A 17,291-nucleotide genomic window follows, 5' to 3' on the forward strand; every position below is an offset into this window, starting at 1 on the left:
CACGACGCCCTGACCACAGACCCCGCTGCCAATCCGACCACTCTCGCCACATACGAGCAACGCTTCGCGGTCCTCCTGGCCGACATCGTCGGCACCGAGCACGTCTCAGCCGACAGTCACTTCTTCAACGACCTCGGTGCCGACTCGATGACGATGGCCCGTTTCTGCGCCCGCGTACGCAAGCAGACCGACCTGCCGTCCGTGTCGATGCCGGACATCTACAAGCACCCGACGATCCGAAGGCTTGCAGCCGCCCTCGCCGACACCAAAACCGACACCAAAGCCAGGCCTGCCTCGCAGCCGGCAACTCCGGCTGCTCTCATTGAGCCGCCGAGGCGGGCGCGCAATGGTGAGTACGTCCTCTGTGGGGCGTTGCAGCTCCTGTTCCTCCTCGGCTACCCCGCCCTCACCGCGGTCGTCGCGGTGAAGGGCTACGCATGGGTCTCGGCCGGCCCACACCTGGTCGACATCTACCTGCGGGCGGTCGCGTACGGCGGCGCGATGTTCCTCGGCCTCTGCGCCCTTCCGATCCTGGTCAAGTGGGTGCTTGTCGGCCGGTGGAAGCCGCAGCAGATCCGCGTCTGGAGCATGGCGTACTTCCGCTTCTGGCTCGTCAAGACCCTGGTCCAGCGGAACCCGATGGCGCTCTTCGTCGGTTCACCGCTCTACCTGCTCTACCTGAGGGCACTGGGCGCGAAGGTCGGGCGCGGCGCCGTCATCCTCTCCAGGAACGTGCCCGTGTGCACCGACCTGCTCAGCATCGGCGACGGCGCGGTGATCCGGAAGGATTCGTTCTTCAACGGCTACCGGGCCCACAACGGCATCATCCAGACGGGCGCGGTCAGCCTCGGCAAGGACTCGCTCGTCGGCGAGATGACGGTGCTCGACATCTGGACCTCGCTGGGTGACGGGGCCGAGCTGGGGCACTCCTCCTCGCTGCACGCCGGGCAGACCGTGCCCGAAGGGGAGCGCTGGCACGGCTCCCCCGCGCAGCAGACCGACGTCGACTGCCAGCGGATCCCCACGATGGACGTCAGCACCCGGCGACGGGTCGTCTTCGCGACCGTGCAGCTGGTGAACCTGCTTCTGGTGGGTACGCCGCTGACGTTCGTCGTCGTGGTCCTCGCGCTCACGAAGGTCCCGCAGCTCGCCACGCTGTGGAGCACGGGACCGGTCTCCTTCACGAGCTGGGCGTTCTACCGCGACGACGCGCTGGTCATGTCCGCCGTGCTCTTCTTCGGCGCCGTGCTCGTCGGCCTCGTGTTCGTCGGAATCGTTCCTCGCGTGCTGAACCTCTTCATCAAGCCGGACAAGGTCTACCCGCTGTACGGATTCCACTACTGGATCCACCGCGCGATCGCCCGCACGAGCAACAGCAGGTTCCACGTGACTCTCTTCGGTGGCACCTCGTACATCGTCCACTACCTGCGTTGGCTGGGCTACGACCTTCGCGGGGTGCGGCAGACCGGTTCGAACTTCGGCGAATCGGTCAAGCAGGACACCCCGTTCCTCAGCGCGGTCGGCAGCGGAACGATGGTCGCGGATGGGCTGTCCATCATCAATGCGGATTTCTCGAACACCTCGTTCCGGGTGTCCCGCGTGTCGATCGGGGCGGAGAACTTCCTCGGCAACATGATCGCCTATCCCGCGCAGGGCAAGACGGGCGACAACTGCCTCCTCGCGACGAAGGTCATGGCTCCGGTCGACGGGCAGGTGCGGGAAGGCGTGGGCCTGCTGGGCGCGCCCAGCTTCGTGATCCCGCGTTCGGTCAAGCGTGACAAGGAGCTCGACGTGGGGAACAAGGACGAGCTGCGCCGCCGCCTCCGGGCCAAGAACGTCTACAACACCATCAGCATGGCGCTGTTCCTGCTGGCGCGCTGGATCCTCATCTTCATCGTCACCGTGCTCTACCTGGCCGCCATCGACCTCTGGGGCTCCCTGGGTGCGCTCGCGTTTGCAGTGGCCACCGCCGGGGTCTTCGTCTTCACCGTCGCCTACAACGTCCTGGTCGACCGGCTGGTCCGGCCGCTGCAGGCCTTGCGGCCGCAGGGCTGCTCGATCTACGACCGCGCCTTCTGGCGGCACGAACGCTTCTGGAAAATAAATTCCCTCGCCTATGTCCTCGTCTTCAACGGCACCCCGCTCAAGAACGTGATCTGGCGGCTGCTGGGTATGCGGATCGGCCGCCGGGTCTTCGACGACGGCCTCCGCGTGCCCGAGCGGACGTTCACCACGATCGGGGACGACTGCACTTTCAATGTGGACACCGTCATGCAGTGCCACTCGCAGGAGGACGGAGGATTCAAGTCGGACCGCATCGTGATCGGTGCCGGCTGCACGCTCGGTGTCGGCGCATTCGTCCACTACGGCGTGACCATGGGCGACGGCGCGGTGCTTGCCACCAGCTCCTTCCTCATGAAGGGCGAGGAAATGCCACCGCACGCACTGTGGGGCGGGAACCCGGCCAGGAAGATGCGCGAGCAGTCGGCTGACCTTTCAGGTGCGCAGGATCATCCTCGACTGCGCCGCCGTACGCGTCCGCGGCGACTGACGCCCGGCGAACGTGGAACGTAGGGACGATTCGATGGACAACCGGGTTGAGACCGGCCGGGAGCTGCCGGACCGCCGGTTCCACGAGCTGTTGGAGCAGCGCGTGCCGATGCACCGGACGCCGTCGCGGCCGCGTTTTCCGGCCGATCGGATCGCGACCACGCCGGCGCGGGCCGAGTGGACGCTGGTGCTGGTGCCTCCTTCCTGAGTGGACATCGAGGAATCAAGGAGAAATGAGATGTCGTCCTCTTCCCAGGCGGCGCTGCTCGAGGTGGACCTGCAACCTGGCAAACCGCCGATCCTGCACACCAGGCCTGCCGGCGACGCGGTGCGCTGGGCAGCCGAGCACCGCGTGGCGCTGCGCGATGTGATCGCCGAGCACGGATCGGTCCTCGTCCGCGGCCTCGGGCTGCGCGACGTGGCCGAGACCGTCGCCGTCTTCCACCAACTGGCCCGCACCGGTCTGATGACCGAGAGAGAGGCCTTCGCCTCCCGGCGGACCTACGCAGAGGGCGTGTACTCCTCCTCGAAGTGGCCGCCGAACCAGCCGATGTGCATGCACCACGAACTGAGCTACCGGCTCGAGTTCCCCGGCCTGATGCTCTTCGCGTGCCTGTCCGCGCCCACCGAGGGCGGGGCGACCGGTGTGGCGGACTCGACGGCCACCCTCGACGCGCTGCCCGGTGACCTCGTCGAACGGCTCGAGCGAGAGGGCTGGATGCTCGTCCGCAACTACAACGAGGAGATCGGCACGTCGGTCGCCGAGGCGTTCGGCACCGAGGACCGTGGCGCGGTCGAGAGCTACTGCCGCGCCAACGCCATCGAGTTCGAGTGGCAACCCGATGGAGGGCTGTGCACCCGGCAGCGCCGCAGCGCGGTGGTGCGGCACCCGGTCACCGGGCGGCGCTGCTGGTTCAACCAGATCGCCTTCCTCAACGAGTGGACGCTCGACCCCGAGGTGCACGAGTTCCTGGTCGACACCTACGGCGCCGACCGGCTGCCGTTCACCACCCGCTTCGGGGGCGGCGACCCGATAGGCGAGGACGTCGTGCAGCTGCTCAACGAGGTGTACGAGGCCAAAACCGTGCGGGAGCCCTGGCAGGCGGGCGATCTGATGCTCGTCGACAACATCCGCAGCGCACACAGCAGGGAGCCCTTCACCGGACCGCGTGAAGTCCTGGTCGGGATGGTCGACCCGGTGCGCCTGGCCGACTGCTCACCGACCGTCGACGTGAACGCCGGATGACCACGTCCTTCGTGCGACCGTTCGGGGTCGTCTCCGGTGCCCAGGGCCACCGCGCGAGCCGTCGAACCTCCGCGTCCAGCGCCCAGGCGATCCCGGTCCTGCCCCTGGAGACGAGTCGGCGCAGGGCAGAGGGGGGCTGGGATTCGCCGGCTGCCAGGCAGAAGCGACGGAAAGGAATCCGCCGAAATGATCATCCGATTGCCGGACCTCGTTGCGAGGTCCGCCCAGCGCAACCCCGGCGCGCCCGCCCTCACCGCACGGACGACCACGATCTCCTACAGCGATCTGCACGAGCGGACGGAGCTCGCGGCCGCCGGCCTGCGTGACCTCGGCCTAGATGGTGGCGAGCGCGTCGCGGTCTTCCTCGACAAGAGGATCGAGACCGTCGTGGCGCTGTTCGCCTGCTCGCGGGCCGGTGGCGTGTTCGTCCCGGTGAATCCCGTGCTGCGGGCCAGGCAAGTGAGGCACATCCTCGACGACTGTGCCGTGCGGGTACTGGTGACCTCCACGGACCGGCTGCGGACCCTGCGCGCCGAGCTCGCCGCCTGCAAGTCACTCTCCCACGTCCTCGTGCTGGGCGACTCGCCTGCTGAGGACGAGGAAGCCCCTTACCGCGTGCTCCCCTGGTCGAAGGTCGCCGAGCCCGCGAGCCAGGCCGTGTGTCCTGCGACGGGCGGCCTCGACACGGATGTGGCCGCGATCCTCTACACGTCGGGGAGCACCGGGGCCCCGAAGGGCGTCGTGCTGTCGCACCGCAACCTCGTCGTCGGCGCGGAGAGCGTCAGCACTTACCTGAACAACACGGCGGAGGACCGAATCCTGGCCGTTCTCCCGCTGAGCTTCGACGCCGGACTGAGCCAGTTGACGACCGGCTTCTGCGTCGGCGCCCACGTGGTGCTCGCCAACTACCTGCTGCCGGGGGATGTCGTCCGGCTGTGCGCGAAGCACCGCATCACCGGGCTGGTGGGCGTACCGCCGCTGTGGATCCAGCTCGCAGCCCAGACGTGGCCGTCCGAGGCCGTGGCCGGGATGCGCTACTTCGCCAACACTGGGGGGCGACTCCCGCGCGTCACCCTGCAACGACTGCGAGCGATCTTCCCGGCCGCAACGCCATACCTGATGTACGGCCTCACAGAGGCCTTCCGCTCCACCTACCTCGACCCCCGGGAGGTCGACCGGCGGCCCGATTCGATCGGCAAGGCCATCCCGAACGCCGAGATCCTCGTGGTCCGGGAGGACGGCGGCCTGTGCGGTCGGGGAGAGCCGGGTGAGCTGGTGCACCGAGGTCCGCTTGTCGCGTTGGGTTATTGGAATGACGCGGAGCGCACGGCCGAGCGGTTCCGGCCGCCGCCGAACCGTCCGGTCGAGCTGTGTACGCCCGAGCTGGCGGTCTGGTCCGGCGATGTCGTCGTCCGCGACGAGGAGGGTTTCCTGTACTTCGTCGGACGGCGTGACGACATGATCAAGACATCGGGATATCGGGTCAGCCCGCAGGAGATCGAGGAAGTGGCGTACGAGACCGGCCTGGTCCACGATGCCGTCGCGCTCGGCCTCGAGGACGAGGCGCTCGGCCACCGGGTCGTCCTCGTCGTGACACCCTGCGATCCCGCCGGCTTCGACCCGGCCGCGGTGACCGCCCGCCTGCGGCAGGAACTACCCGGCTACATGGTGCCCGCCGAGGTGGTGGTCCTCGGGGCCCTGCCCCGAACGCCGAACGGCAAGTTCGACCGGGCGTTCCTTCGCCACGAGCTCACCGCCTCCCGCCCTCAGGACCCCGCATGAACGCAGGCGCCTACGCGCACCCCACGATCAGCTGGGGAACGTCGCGGCGACCTTGTGACGGTCTTTCAGGCCCGCGCCTACGGGATGACGGCCGGCCCTACAGCGTTCGTCGGCCGTCCGACACCGTGTGGAGCGCAGGCCGCCGGGTCCGCACGACCGATGAGGAGAAGCCATGACTCGCTCGCCAGAGATCTCGCAGGCGATTTTCGAGGACGTCAAGGCCGTCCTGGTGGTCACGCTGGACATCGAGGACCAGACCGATGACCTCGGGCCGGAGACGGGACTGTACGGCAATCTTCCTGAGCTCGACTCGCTCACCGTCGTCAAGCTCATCGTCGCATTGAGGAAACGGTTCGGGATCGAGATCGAGATCGAAGAGATCGTCGGTGACACCTTCGACACCCTCGGGCGGCTCGCGGCCTTCGTGGAGTCCAAGGTGCGCTGAGAGGCGCTCCGCGGAGTCGAGTACCTTTTTCCGGCAGGTTCAGCTCGCCGTAGTGCAGCGCGCCCCGTTCACCGTGAAGGCACGCGGCTGCGCGTTGCTGCCGTGCCAGGAGGAGAGGAAGCCGACCGCGAACGTGCCGTTCGCGGCGACCTGCTTGTTGTAGTCGGCGGCCTTCGCGGTGACCTCGGGGCCGTCCTGGGTGTAGGTGCCGTCCCACATCTGGGTGATGCGCTGGCCGTCCTGGAACCTCCAGCCGATGCGCCAGTCGGCGAGCGCCCTGGTCGAGGTCACCGTGACGGTGGCCTGGAAGCCGTCCGGCCACTGGTTGACCACCTCGTACTTCACCCGGCACGTCGGCGGGGTGGCCTTGTCGGGGCCGGAGGCGGTGGACGGTTCGCCGACCGGGCTCGTCGACGTGCCCTGCGGTTCGGTGTCGGAGTCCCGGCTCCTCGTCGCGCTGTGGGAGCCGGCCGGACGGGAGGTGGCGGGGGCGCCGGGCGTGCCGTTGCCGGCGGACGGGCCGCGGGGGGACGAGGACAGCCCCGGTGCGGTGATCGACTGGCCGGTCACCGCGCTGCCCGCGGTGGTGTCGTCCCCGCCCGAGCTGCCCAGCTGCAGCAGCGAGACGGTGAGCGCGAGCGCGGACACGATCACGGCGGCGGCGAGGATCCCGGTGCGGCCGATCCGGGGCCGTGCCTGGGCCCCCACGGTGATGCCCCGGTCCGTGCCCGCGTCCGCACGCCCGCCGGTCAGTCCGGCCTCCGCCGCCCGGCGGCGCCGCTCCAGATAGGCGAGCCCGCCCCAGCCGATCACCCCGCTCGCGAGTGCGGCGGGCGTGCCGCCGCCGTGCAGCCTGAGGCAGGCCGCCGCCTCAGCGCACCCCACGCAGGTCGCGAGGTGCCGGGAGAGGTCCTCGGGCGTCTCCGCGCCCGAGGAGCGGGTGACCGCGTCGAGCAGCCGGGCGTAGCTGCGGCAGTCGGGGTCCATGGGCGTGTCGAGGTGGTTGCGCTGGCAACGCTCCCGGAACAGGGCCCGTACCTGGGCCAGTTCCTCGGTGGCGGACGCCGGGTCCAGGCCGAGCCGGCGGGCCACGTCGGGCAGCGGCAGCGCCTCGACCTCCGCGAGCCACAGCAGGGCCGCGTCCGCTTCCTGCATGTCCTTCAGGCCGCGCAGGGCGAGGGGGCGCTGGAGGGGCGGACCGGTGTAGCGGGCGGCGTTGTCGGAGTTGAGCCACAGCCGCAGGTCGGGGTCGAGGTGGTGTCCCCTGCCCTCCGTCTCCCAGGCGGCGGCGGTGGTGCGCACCGCGGTCAGCAGCAGGGGGATCCGGGGCAGGCGCGGCACGCGGCGCCCGGTGGCCTTCCCCTGGGCCTCGCCCGCGCGGACCTCCTGGATGCCGTGGGAGAACGCCTCGGTGGCCAGCTGCCTGCCGACGGCCGAACCGGACGTGCACAGGTCGGCGTACGACAGGACCGCGTCCCAGCACTCCGAGAACAGTGCGGCCTCGGCGGCGTCCTGGGGGGTCGGCAGGTCGGGCATGGGGGGCTCCTGCGTCAACTGCTTCCACAAGCAAAGCCAACTCACCTGAGAAACAAGGGAGTTGAGGGTCGTCTCAACGGCAGGCCCAGAGCCTTTCACGGCTCCCACACAACTGACAAGCGGCGTATTCAAATCCCGTTGCCGGTGGTTGCGCGCTGTGGAGTTGTACGGACCACGGCCCCGCTGCGACTCAGCGCGCGGGGCCCGTGATCGCATTGTTACGCATGCGTCGGTTCTTCGACCCCTTCACCCACGGCTTCGTCCGCCGGGAGACTGTCCATGAACGAACTGACCGAGAACACCGCGCGGCCCGGGCCGGGCGGGCCGTAGCCGGGGGGCGAGGACAGCCCGAAGTCGTCCATGGTGGCGCGGTAGGCCTCCAGCAGCCGGATGTGGTACTCCAGCGGCGCGCCCTGCGGGTTGGCCTTGCCGAGCGGGGTCGTGGGCTCCGGGCACCAGGTGGTGAAGCGGGGCGTGATGCCGTGCGACATGAAGAAGCGCAGGCCCTCGGTGGTGGAGGCGATGGCCTCGTCGACCGTCGTGAAGCCGAAGGGCTCGGCCATCTCCACGCCCGCGACGAAGTTGGGGATCACGTTGCGCGCGCCGAAGACGTCCGCGGAGTCGAGGATGCGCCGGTGCCACTCGTCCCGGCCGACGTAACGCTCCTTGCCGGGGCAGTAGAGCTCGAACAGGCGGCGGTCCCACACCTCGAAGTTGGGGTGGTAGATCTGGACGCCGTAGTCCTTGAAGCGCTGTACGTCGTCCTTCGGCAGCGCCTGCGCGACCACCTTGCCGATCCAGCGGCCGGGGAAGCGCTCCTCGATGGCCTTGGCGTAGTGCCCGTAGAAGTCGGCCTCGTCACGGCCGGCCACCTTGGAGGTGATCGCGCCGCCGGTGAGGGTGTAGGCCGTGGACGCCTTCTGGGTGTCGTAGCGGTCGATGATCTCGAGCGCCTCCAGCACCTCCTCGACGTCCTTGACGCCCGTGTACGGCCGCCCGGCCGCCTTGTGCTGGCGCCAGTTGTGGTTGATGTCGCAGTACTGGCACTCCTCCTTGGCGCCGAAGTACTGGCAGACCCGGAAGACGGTCAGATAGATCAGGTAGCCCCACTGGATGGTGGGGGCGACCTCCATCACGGACTTCCCGTTGGAGAGGGTGTGCCGGTAGTACTCCGGCATGGGCGGCACGCCGACGTCCGCGATCCGCCTGCCGTCGAGGTACAGCCCGAGCAGGCCCTCTTCGTCGGCGGCGACCCGGTACGGCGAGGCGGGGTTCACCCGTACGGAGACGACGGTCCGCCGCAGGTCGTAGGGGCCGCCGGTGAGGATGATCTCCTCGGGCGGACGGCGCAGCGCGGCCTCGCCCAGCTCCGGCAGGGTGCCGTGGTCGAAGGAGAAGATGAAGTACGACTTCGGCTTGACGTCGCCGTCCTCGTTGTCGCTGAGCGCCGACTGGTCGAAGGCGACTCCACCCCGCAGCAGGTCCTCCTTGAAGACGGCCTCCCGCGGCACGTGCGGGAAACGCTCCATCAGGTCCTCGACCAGCGCGGTGCGACTGTCACCCATCCCGTTCTCCTCGCTCCCGGCGTGTATTGCTCGACTCCTCACGGTATGCCTCCGCCGGACGTCCGGATGTGCCGGGTCCCCGTCCGACGCGCCCGTTGCCCACTTCTGTCGCCTTTCGCCCTTTTCGCAGGTCGGGTTCAGCATGCGAACGGGGCTTGATCACCCGGTGCCGTTCGGCTGGGATTCCGGTAGCCACTGGCATTCCCCGGGGAGGGACGACGGCATGACCGAGACCGTGACCAACTGGGCCGGCAACATCACCTACGCCGCCAAGGAGCTGCACCGCCCGCACTCACTTCAGGCGCTGCGCTCGCTCGTCGCGGACAGCGCGGCCGTGCGGGTGCTCGGCAGCGGGCACTCGTTCAACGAGATCGCCGAACCGGGCGCCGAAGGCGTCCTGCTCTCCCTCGCCGCCCTGCCGGACGAGGTCGACGTCGACACGGCGGCCCGCACGGTGCGCGTGGGCGGTGGCGTCCGGTACGCCGAGCTGGCCCGGGTGGTCCACGAGCACGGGCTCGCGCTGCACAACATGGCCTCCCTGCCGCACATCTCGGTGGCGGGCTCGGTGGCGACCGGCACCCACGGCTCGGGCGTCGCCAACGGCTCGCTCGCCTCGGCCGTGCGCGAGGTGGAGCTGGTCACCGCGGACGGGTCGACGGTACGGATCTCCCGGGGCGAGCCCCGCTTCGACGGTGCCGTGACCTCCCTCGGCGCGCTCGGCGTGGTCACGGCCCTCACCCTCGACCTGGAGCCGTCGTACGAGGTCGAACAGCACGTCTTCACCGAACTGCCTCTGGAGGGCCTCGACTACGAGACCGTGGCGGCGGCCGCGTACAGCGTGAGCCTGTTCACCGACTGGCGCGCCCCGGGCTTCAGGCAGGTGTGGCTCAAGCGCCGCACGGACCAGCCGCTGCCCGACTTCCCGTGGGCCTCTCCCGCCACCGAGGCGATGCACCCGGTGCCGGGCATGCCCGCGGTGAACTGCACCGAGCAGTTCGGCGTCCCGGGCCCCTGGCACGAGCGGCTGCCGCACTTCCGGGCGGACTTCACCCCGAGCAGTGGCGCCGAGCTGCAGTCCGAGTACCTGCTGCCGCGCCCGTACGCGCCGGCCGCACTGCGGGCCCTCGACGCGATCCGGGCGACGGTCGCCCCCGTGCTGCAGACCTGCGAGGTGCGGACGGTCGCCGCCGACGCGCAGTGGCTGAGTCCGGCGTACGGGCGGGACACCGTGGCGCTGCACTTCACCTGGGTCGAGGACACGGCGGCCGTGCTGCCCGTGGTGCGGCGGGTCGAGGCGGCGCTGGACGGTTTGGAGGCGCGGCCGCACTGGGGCAAGATCTTCACCGTGCCTCCGCAGGTGCTCCGCGAGCGCTACCCGCGGCTGGACGACTTCACGGCGCTGGCGGCGGAGCTGGACCCGGCGGGCAAGTTCCGGAACGCGTTCGTGCGGGAGGTGCTCGGCTTTTGAGACAGGGGGCGGCCCGACTTCATAAACCCCCTTTCCTAACCCCTTGTAGAAAGGCCGGTCCCGGCATAGGCTCCTGCCGCGCCGAGGCATGAGGCCTCGCCATGACCTGGGGAGGATGGGGGACGTGCCGGTCAAGCGCACCTCACGCGATATTCGCACAGCGAACCGTTACGAGGTGCTGCGCCAGATCATCGCCCGCTCCCCCACGTCCCGTCAGGAGCTGGCGGCGGCGACCGGACTGAGTCTGGCCACGGTCGCCACTCTCGTCGGTGAGCTGCTAGACCTCGGCATGCTGACCGAGGTCGGCTTCGAGGACTCGGCGGGCGGCCGGCCGCGCGGCCTGGTCGCGGTCAACGCGTCGGGGGGCGCGTTGATCGGCGTCGACATCGCGGAGACGTACGTCCGGGTCGAGCTGTTCGACCTGGCGCTGAACATGCTCGCCCGCGCCGACGAGGACATGCGCCCCGGCGAGAACCGCCCCGAGCAGGTCGTCGCGCATGTCGCCGCGGCGGTCGGCTCGGTCGTCACCCAGGCCGGGGTGGAGGGCGCCCGCGTCCTCGGCGTCGGCGTCAGCGTCCCGGGCCAGGTCGACCGCGACCGTGGGGTGTCGGAGTACGCCCCGAACTGGGACTGGCACGACGTACCGCTGCTCGACCTGCTCTCCGAGCACATCGCCTACCCGCTCTACCTGGACAACCCGCTGCGCGCCTGCGCGGTCGCCGAGCTGTGGTTCGGCGCGGCGCGCGGACGCGGGGACGCCGTGGTCGTCAATCTGGGCACGGGCGTGGGCGCCGGGCTGGCGCTGGGCGGCGGCCTGCACCGCGGCGTCAGCAACAGCGCCGGCGAGTGGGGCCACACGACGCTGGTGCTGGACGGGCGGCTGTGCCACTGCGGCAACCACGGCTGTGTCGAGACGTACGTCGGCGCGCCCGGCATCATGCTCAACCTGCGGGAGCTGAGCCCGCAGAGCCCCCTGCTGCACCCCGAGGACCAGACCGCCACGATCGACGCCCTCGCGCGCGGGGTCGCCGAGCAGGACCCGGTCGCGATCAAGGTCGTGCGGGACACCGCCCGCTACCTCGGCGCCGGGATCGCCGACCTGGTCAACCTGCTGAACCCGGAGGTGGTCGTGCTCAGCAGCTGGGTCGCGGCCACGCTCGGCGAGCCGCTGCTGAACGAGGTGCGTGAGGCCGTCTCCCGGCACGCGCTCAAGCGGCCGTTCACGGCCACGGAGATCGTCCTGTCCCCCATCCCGACCGACCCGGTGTGCCTCGGAGCCGCGACCTTCGCACTCGAAGGCGCGCTCCAGTCGGTCAGCCAGCGGGGCGCGCCTGTGTCGAGACCGCGGGCGCGCGCAGGCCCGAAGGGGTGAGCACGGTCGCGGTCTCGACACAGGCGCGCCCCGCAGAAGACAAGCACAGTCCCAGAAGCGCCACCCCCACAAGGAGCCGTACCGCACCACCTTCATGACGACGGAAGGGATGCACGTTGACGCGCACCAGCAGATCCACGATCCGTTCCCCCCGCAGATCCGTCCTGGCGACAGCCGCAGCCGCACTCGCTGTCACGGGGGCCCTGATCTCCGCCCCGCCCGCCGGGGCCGCCGACCCCCAGGCGGCCGAGGTCTCCCCGCACGCCGCTCAGACCATCGACGACATCGGCGCCTCCGGTGCCTGGTGGGTCAACGACCTCCAGCATTTCTCGCCGGCCGTCCAGGCCCGGGTCGCGGGGCTGCTCTTCTCGAAGGAGGGCCTGGACCTCAGCTCGTACCGCTACAACATCGGCGGTGGCGGCGTCGCGGTCACCACCCCGGCCCGCGCCGCCGAGGACTTCCTGAACGCCGACGGCACCTATGACTGGAGCAGGGACAAGGGCGGTCGGACGTTCCTGAAGTATGCCGCGGCGTACGGCGTGAAGGACCTGATCGGCTTCGTCAACAGCGCCCCCGCCCAGTGGACGACCAACGGGAAGAGCTGCGGCGGGCAGTTGAAGGCGGAGAACGAGGCGGACTTCGCGAAGTACATAGCCGACGTGACGGACCACTTCGCGCGGCAGGGCGCGAAGCTCGACTACATCAGCCCCTTCAACGAGCCGGACAACAGCTTCGCCGACTGCGGCCAGGAGGGCATGCCGGTACCGGTCGACCAGCGCGACGACATCGTGCGGGCGCTGGGCGCCGAGCAGAAGGCACGGCACCAGAAGACCGGCATCATCGCGGACGAGTCCAGCAAGACGACGCAGTTCACCAGCGAGCTCCCGCAGTGGATCTCGCAGCCGGACACCGCCCGGTATGTCTCCAAGTTGGCCCATCACACCTACAACAACCCCGACGACGGGCAGCTCGCCAACATCTACGAGACGTCGAAGGCGGTCGGCAAACAGCCCTGGGCCACGGAGATCTGCTGCTTCGGCAAGGGCTCCACGGGCTGGAACCAGGAGTACGACCCGACGATCGACAACGCCCTGCTGATGTCGCGGATCATCTACAAGGACTTCGCGACCGCGCACGACTCGGCGTTCCAGTGGTGGGTGGCCCTGGCCAGCGGCTACGGCACCGACCCGTACACGAAGAACGACCAGGGCTGGAACGACGGCCTGATCTACTACGACCCCGACTACGCGACGAACGGCAACCAGAAGCTGTACTTCACCAAGCGGTACTACGCGCTCGGCCAGTACAGCAAGTTCGTCAGGCCGGGGTCGGTCGCGCACAACGTGACCGGCGCACCGAGCGGGGTCGAGGTCACGACGTACGACGACAAGGGCAAGTGGGTGGTCGTGGTCAACAACCACAACACCACCGACACGGCGCTGAACCTGCGCTTCAACAGCGAGGCGCCGGTGCGGGCCGAGAAGGCGGTCAGGACGTCGGCCACGGAGAACTGGGCCTCGGTCGGCAAGCCGGCCGTGAACGGCTCCACGGTCTCCACCACGCTCGCCGCGCGCTCGATCACGACCTTCGTCCTCGACCAGCGCGGGCACGCCACGACGGCCGTGACGGGCGCCTGGAAGGGCGCGCAGTCCGGCAAGTGCCTGACGGCGGGCGCCTCGGGTGCCGCGATCGACACCTGCACGGGCGGGGCCGAGCAGTCCTGGTCGTACGACGCGGACGGCACCCTGAAGGGCGCGAACGGCTATCTGACCGCCGGAGGTTCGGGGCTCACCACCGCCGCCGACCGCACCGGTGACGCCACCCAGCGGTGGCTGCTCAACGCGAACGGTCAGATCGTCAACGAGGCGTCCGGCAAGTGCCTGGACGTCAGCGGTCAGGCGACCGCCGACGGCAGCAAGGTGATCCTGTACAGCTGCAACGGCGGCTCCAACGAGGCCTGGTCCAGGCAGTAACGCCCCCGGAACCGAGGGCCGCCGGCACCCTGACCCGGCGGCCCTCACCCCGGACCCGCCCCCTTGTTCGTCATTCCGAACCGGACACAACGTTTCGCGCAGGCTTCGTCCAACCCCTTGCCGAAGCCTTAGCCGAAGATCTAACGTCCCGCACCGCACCTCCTTCGAACCACCTCGCGCCGAGCCGCAAGAGCCGCAGCCGCGCTTCAGAGACAAGGACGTCAGCATGTCGGCAATGAGCAGCAGCAACTGGGACCGCCGATCACTCCTGAAGGCCGCAGCGGGCCTGGCCGCCGCCGGCACGCTCTCCGCCTGCGGGAGCAACAACGGCCGCGGCGGCGGCAGCGGTTCGGGCACGAACCTCGTCCAGTACTTCCACGCGTACGGCGAGCCGGGCGTCGAACAGGCCGTGAAGCGCTACGCCAAGGCCTACACCAAGGCGAACGTGGCCACGCAGTGGATCACGGGCAACAACTTCGAGTCCAAGCTGTTCTCCGCCCTGCTGACCAAGCAGGCGCCCGACGTCTTCGAGTTCCACCCGCAGATCCAGCTCGTCAAGAGCGGTCAGGTGGCCGACCTCACCGACATCATCAGTCCGGTCAAGGACGACTTCAACCCGGCCGACATCAAGTCGCACACGGTCGACGGGAAGATATACGGCGTCCGGATGATCGACGACCCGCAGTTCTTCTTCTACCGCAAGTCCATGTTCGAGAAGGCGAACGTGTCCGTCCCGACCACGCTGGACGAGCTGATCGAGGCCGCCGCCAAGCTCACCACCAGCAAGGTCAAGGGCCTCTTCCTCGGCAACGACCTGACCCCGATCCAGAACAACCTCATCTGGTCGGCCGGCGCCGACACCCTCGACGACAAGAACCAGATCGCGTACCACACGGACGGTGTCGTCGAGGGCCTGAAGAAGCTCCGCACGCTGTTCACCAGCGGCCACCTGCTGCTGGACGCCCCGGCCGACTTCTGGGACCCCTCCGCGTTCAACCAGGGCCTGTGCGCGATCCAGTGGGGCGGCATGTGGGGGATGCCCGCCACCCAGCAGGCGCTCGGTGACGACTTCGGCGTCTTCCCGTTCCCGAAGATCGGCTCGAACGGCAAGGAGTCCGTCTACAACGGCGGCTGGTCGATGTACGTCAACGCCAAGGGCAAGAACGTCGACGCGGCCAAGGAATACGTCAAGTGGCTGTGGATCGACCAGAAGCAGTACCAGGCGGACTTCTCCACCTCCTACGGCTTCCACATCCCGCCGCGCACCTCGATCGCCGCCCAGGCCACCAAGCTGAAGTCGGGTGCGGCGGCTGACGGCGTCAAGCTGTTCAACACCTACGGGCACTTCGACAACATCGGCTGGACCCAGGCGATGATCACGGCGTTCAACGACGTCATCGCCAACTCCGTCCGCAAGAACGGCGACCCGGAGGCCGCGCTCGACGCCTGCGACAAAAAGGTCAACGTCGAGCTGAAGAAGCTGTTCGGATAGGCCGCGGACGGACCCACGACATGTCGACCACCACCAAGCTCGGGGTCGCCCAGCCCCCCGCCCCGGCCAAGGCCTCCAAGGCCCGGCCGAGGCGGGGCCTCGGGGCGAACAACACCCTCAACTTCTGGCTGTTCACCGGGCCGTTCCTGATCGGACTGACGATCTTCGTGTTCGTGCCGATCATCTGGAGCTTCTATCTCAGCTTCTTCGACGCCCGCTACACCGTCACGCCGAGCAATTTCATCGGCTTCGGCAACTACAAGCAGATCCTCACCAACAGCAACTTCCCCGACTCCCTGCTGACCTTCACCGTGTTCGCCGCGTTCATCGTGCCGACCACGTGGGCGCTGTCGCTGGGCCTCGCGCTGCTGGTGCACCGGCTGCGGTTCATGCGGGCGTTCTTCAGGTCGGTGTTCTTCCTGCCGACCGCCGTCTCCTACGTCGCCGCCGCGCTGGTGTGGAAGATGTCCATCTTCAGCGGCGTCCGCTTCGGCATGGCGAACACCGTGCTCGGCTGGTTCGGCATCGACAACATCGCCTGGCTCGCCGACCCGAGCCCGCCCTGGTACTGGCTGGTCATCCTGACCCTGCGCCTGTGGATCCAGTCGGGCTTCTACATGATCCTGTTCCTGGCGGCGCTGCAGAACATCCCGTCGGAGCTGTACGAGGCCGCCGCCATCGACGGCGCCAAGCCGGGCTGGCAGACCTTCCGGCACATCACGCTGCCCCAGCTCCGGGCGACCTCCACCGCGGTGATCCTGCTGCTGCTGATCGCCGCCTACCAGGCGTTCGACGAGTTCTTCAATATCATCTCGACCAAGGCGACCTGGGCCCAGACACCGCTCATGGAGCTGTACAAGGCGGCCCTCGGCACCAACCAGGACTACGGCGCCGGCAGCGCGGGCGCGGTCATCCTGTCGATTCTGATCTGCATCGTCACCCTGTTCCAGGGCAAGCTCATGGGCTTCGGCAGGGGGGAGGACTCCCAGTGACCACCACCGCTCCTAAGGCCGGAAAGCCGCGCCGTGTGAAGCGCGGGAGCGTCCTCGGCAACACGGGACTGTACGTCGCCGTGAGCGTCGCCGCCCTGCTGTTCCTGATCCCCTTCTACCTGATCGCCCGCAACTCCCTGTCCACGGACCCGGAGATCACGGGCGAGAGCTGGAAATGGCTCCCCTCCTTCCAGTGGGGCAACATCTCCGAGCTGTTCAACGATCAGACGGTCGAGTACGGCCGGTCCCTGTGGAACTCGATGGTCGTCGCCGTCCTGATGACCGTCGGCACCCTCCTGGTCTGCTCGCTCGCCGGTTACGGCCTCGCGCGCATCCCCTACAAGCACGCCAACAAGGTCTTCTACGCGGTCCTGGCGACCCTCATGGTCCCGACGGCCGTCACCTTCGTGCCGAGTTTCGTGCTGGTGTCGTCACTCGGCTGGGTGGACACCTACCGCGGTCTCATCATTCCGGGCCTCTTCAGCGGTTTCACCTGCTTCCTGTTCCGGCAGTACTTCCTGGGATTCCCCAAGGAACTGGAGGAGGCGGCACGCGTGGACGGGCTGACCATCTGGGGAGCGTACTGGCGGGTCGTCGTGCCCAACTCGCTGAACTTCTTCGCGGCGATCGCCACGATCACCTTCATCAGTGGCTGGAACGCCTTCCTGTGGCCGCTGGTCATCGGTCAGGACCCGAGCGCCTGGACCGTGCAGGTCGCGCTCTCCTCGTTCATGACCAACCAGACCGTCAACTTCCATCTGATCTTCATGGCCACGGCCATTTCCATCCTGCCGCTGGTACTCGTGTTCCTGTTCCTGCAGCGCTGGCTGGTGCAGGGCATCGCACAGACCGGCATCAAGGGCTGACCTA

General features: G+C 68.8%; 13 protein-coding genes. 11 read left to right on the plus strand and 2 right to left on the minus strand.

Translation table 11 applies throughout. The features are described 5' to 3' along the window. Positions 1-9: 9 nt before the first annotated feature. The 5 genes from ACIRC0_RS05915 to ACIRC0_RS05935 all read left to right on the plus strand — a co-directional run bounded on the left by ACIRC0_RS05915 (position 10) and on the right by ACIRC0_RS05935 (position 6,023). Positions 10-2,574 (plus strand): Pls/PosA family non-ribosomal peptide synthetase, encoded by a 2,565-nt coding sequence (locus tag ACIRC0_RS05915; RefSeq protein WP_403612739.1) that lies wholly within the window; start codon positions 10-12, stop codon positions 2,572-2,574. A gap of 10 nt (positions 2,575-2,584) precedes the next feature. Next, positions 2,585-2,758, plus strand: coding sequence for a hypothetical protein (locus ACIRC0_RS05920; RefSeq protein ID WP_403611744.1), 174 nt, complete (start codon positions 2,585-2,587; stop codon positions 2,756-2,758). A 30-nt stretch (positions 2,759-2,788) separates the two neighbouring features. Continuing rightward, entirely contained in the window at positions 2,789-3,796 is a 1,008-nt protein-coding gene (locus tag ACIRC0_RS05925; RefSeq protein ID WP_403611747.1) for a TauD/TfdA family dioxygenase, read from the plus strand. A gap of 186 nt (positions 3,797-3,982) precedes the next feature. Beyond that, positions 3,983-5,578 (plus strand): acyl-CoA ligase (AMP-forming), exosortase A system-associated, encoded by a 1,596-nt coding sequence (locus ACIRC0_RS05930; protein WP_403611750.1) that lies wholly within the window; start codon positions 3,983-3,985, stop codon positions 5,576-5,578. Between the two features lie 172 nt (positions 5,579-5,750). After that, complete coding sequence (locus ACIRC0_RS05935) at positions 5,751-6,023, plus strand: acyl carrier protein (RefSeq protein ID WP_403611753.1); 273 nt, start codon at positions 5,751-5,753, stop codon at positions 6,021-6,023. 39 nt (positions 6,024-6,062) lie between these two features. Here the strand turns inward: ACIRC0_RS05935 and ACIRC0_RS05940 are convergent, their stop codons facing one another. Then, positions 6,063-7,559, minus strand: coding sequence for a cellulose binding domain-containing protein (locus tag ACIRC0_RS05940; RefSeq protein ID WP_403611756.1), 1,497 nt, complete (start codon positions 7,557-7,559; stop codon positions 6,063-6,065). A gap of 218 nt (positions 7,560-7,777) precedes the next feature. Further along, a complete protein-coding gene (locus tag ACIRC0_RS05945; protein ID WP_403611759.1) occupies positions 7,778-9,124 on the minus strand; it encodes a radical SAM protein in 1,347 nt (448 codons plus the stop codon). 223 nt (positions 9,125-9,347) lie between these two features. On the opposite strand from ACIRC0_RS05945, the gene ACIRC0_RS05950 reads away from it, so the two are divergent. The 6 genes from ACIRC0_RS05950 (at position 9,348) to ACIRC0_RS05975 (ending at position 17,287) form a co-directional block, all read left to right on the plus strand. After that, positions 9,348-10,592, plus strand: a complete 1,245-nt coding sequence (locus tag ACIRC0_RS05950; RefSeq protein ID WP_403611762.1) for a D-arabinono-1,4-lactone oxidase — start codon at positions 9,348-9,350, stop codon at positions 10,590-10,592. A 115-nt stretch (positions 10,593-10,707) separates the two neighbouring features. Beyond that, positions 10,708-11,964, plus strand: a complete 1,257-nt coding sequence (locus ACIRC0_RS05955; protein WP_403611765.1) for an ROK family transcriptional regulator — start codon at positions 10,708-10,710, stop codon at positions 11,962-11,964. A 116-nt stretch (positions 11,965-12,080) separates the two neighbouring features. Continuing rightward, positions 12,081-13,937, plus strand: a complete 1,857-nt coding sequence (locus ACIRC0_RS05960; RefSeq protein ID WP_403611768.1) for a glycoside hydrolase — start codon at positions 12,081-12,083, stop codon at positions 13,935-13,937. Positions 13,938-14,163: 226 nt separating this feature from the next. Continuing rightward, a complete protein-coding gene (locus tag ACIRC0_RS05965) occupies positions 14,164-15,429 on the plus strand; it encodes an ABC transporter substrate-binding protein (protein WP_403611771.1) in 1,266 nt (421 codons plus the stop codon). Positions 15,430-15,449: 20 nt separating this feature from the next. Beyond that, positions 15,450-16,421 (plus strand): carbohydrate ABC transporter permease, encoded by a 972-nt coding sequence (locus ACIRC0_RS05970; RefSeq protein ID WP_403611774.1) that lies wholly within the window; start codon positions 15,450-15,452, stop codon positions 16,419-16,421. Then, positions 16,418-17,287 carry a carbohydrate ABC transporter permease gene (locus tag ACIRC0_RS05975; protein WP_403611777.1) on the plus strand — a complete coding sequence of 290 codons (870 nt, stop codon included), beginning with the start codon at positions 16,418-16,420 and terminating at the stop codon, positions 17,285-17,287. Before ACIRC0_RS05970 ends, ACIRC0_RS05975 begins: the two co-directional genes overlap by 4 nt. Positions 17,288-17,291 lie beyond the last annotated feature (4 nt).

This window comes from Streptomyces sp. NPDC093984, from assembly GCF_044764595.1.
GTDB lineage: Bacteria > Actinomycetota > Actinomycetes > Streptomycetales > Streptomycetaceae > Streptomyces > Streptomyces cynarae.

What these genes read in the sequence shown, in the direction of transcription:
- ACIRC0_RS05955 (WP_403611765.1), top strand. Translation starts at nt 10,708, where the DNA reads ATGGGGGACGTGCCGGTCAAGCGCACCTCACGCGATATTCGCACAGCG.
- ACIRC0_RS05965 (WP_403611771.1), top strand. Translation starts at nt 14,164, where the DNA reads ATGTCGGCAATGAGCAGCAGCAACTGGGACCGCCGATCACTCCTGAAG.
- ACIRC0_RS05925 (WP_403611747.1), top strand. Translation starts at nt 2,789, where the DNA reads ATGTCGTCCTCTTCCCAGGCGGCGCTGCTCGAGGTGGACCTGCAACCT.
- ACIRC0_RS05940 (WP_403611756.1), bottom strand. Translation starts at nt 7,559, where the DNA reads ATGCCCGACCTGCCGACCCCCCAGGACGCCGCCGAGGCCGCACTGTTC.
- ACIRC0_RS05930 (WP_403611750.1), top strand. Translation starts at nt 3,983, where the DNA reads ATGATCATCCGATTGCCGGACCTCGTTGCGAGGTCCGCCCAGCGCAAC.
- ACIRC0_RS05950 (WP_403611762.1), top strand. Translation starts at nt 9,348, where the DNA reads ATGACCGAGACCGTGACCAACTGGGCCGGCAACATCACCTACGCCGCC.
- ACIRC0_RS05945 (WP_403611759.1), bottom strand. Translation starts at nt 9,124, where the DNA reads ATGGGTGACAGTCGCACCGCGCTGGTCGAGGACCTGATGGAGCGTTTC.
- ACIRC0_RS05970 (WP_403611774.1), top strand. Translation starts at nt 15,450, where the DNA reads ATGTCGACCACCACCAAGCTCGGGGTCGCCCAGCCCCCCGCCCCGGCC.
- ACIRC0_RS05935 (WP_403611753.1), top strand. Translation starts at nt 5,751, where the DNA reads ATGACTCGCTCGCCAGAGATCTCGCAGGCGATTTTCGAGGACGTCAAG.
- ACIRC0_RS05920 (WP_403611744.1), top strand. Translation starts at nt 2,585, where the DNA reads ATGGACAACCGGGTTGAGACCGGCCGGGAGCTGCCGGACCGCCGGTTC.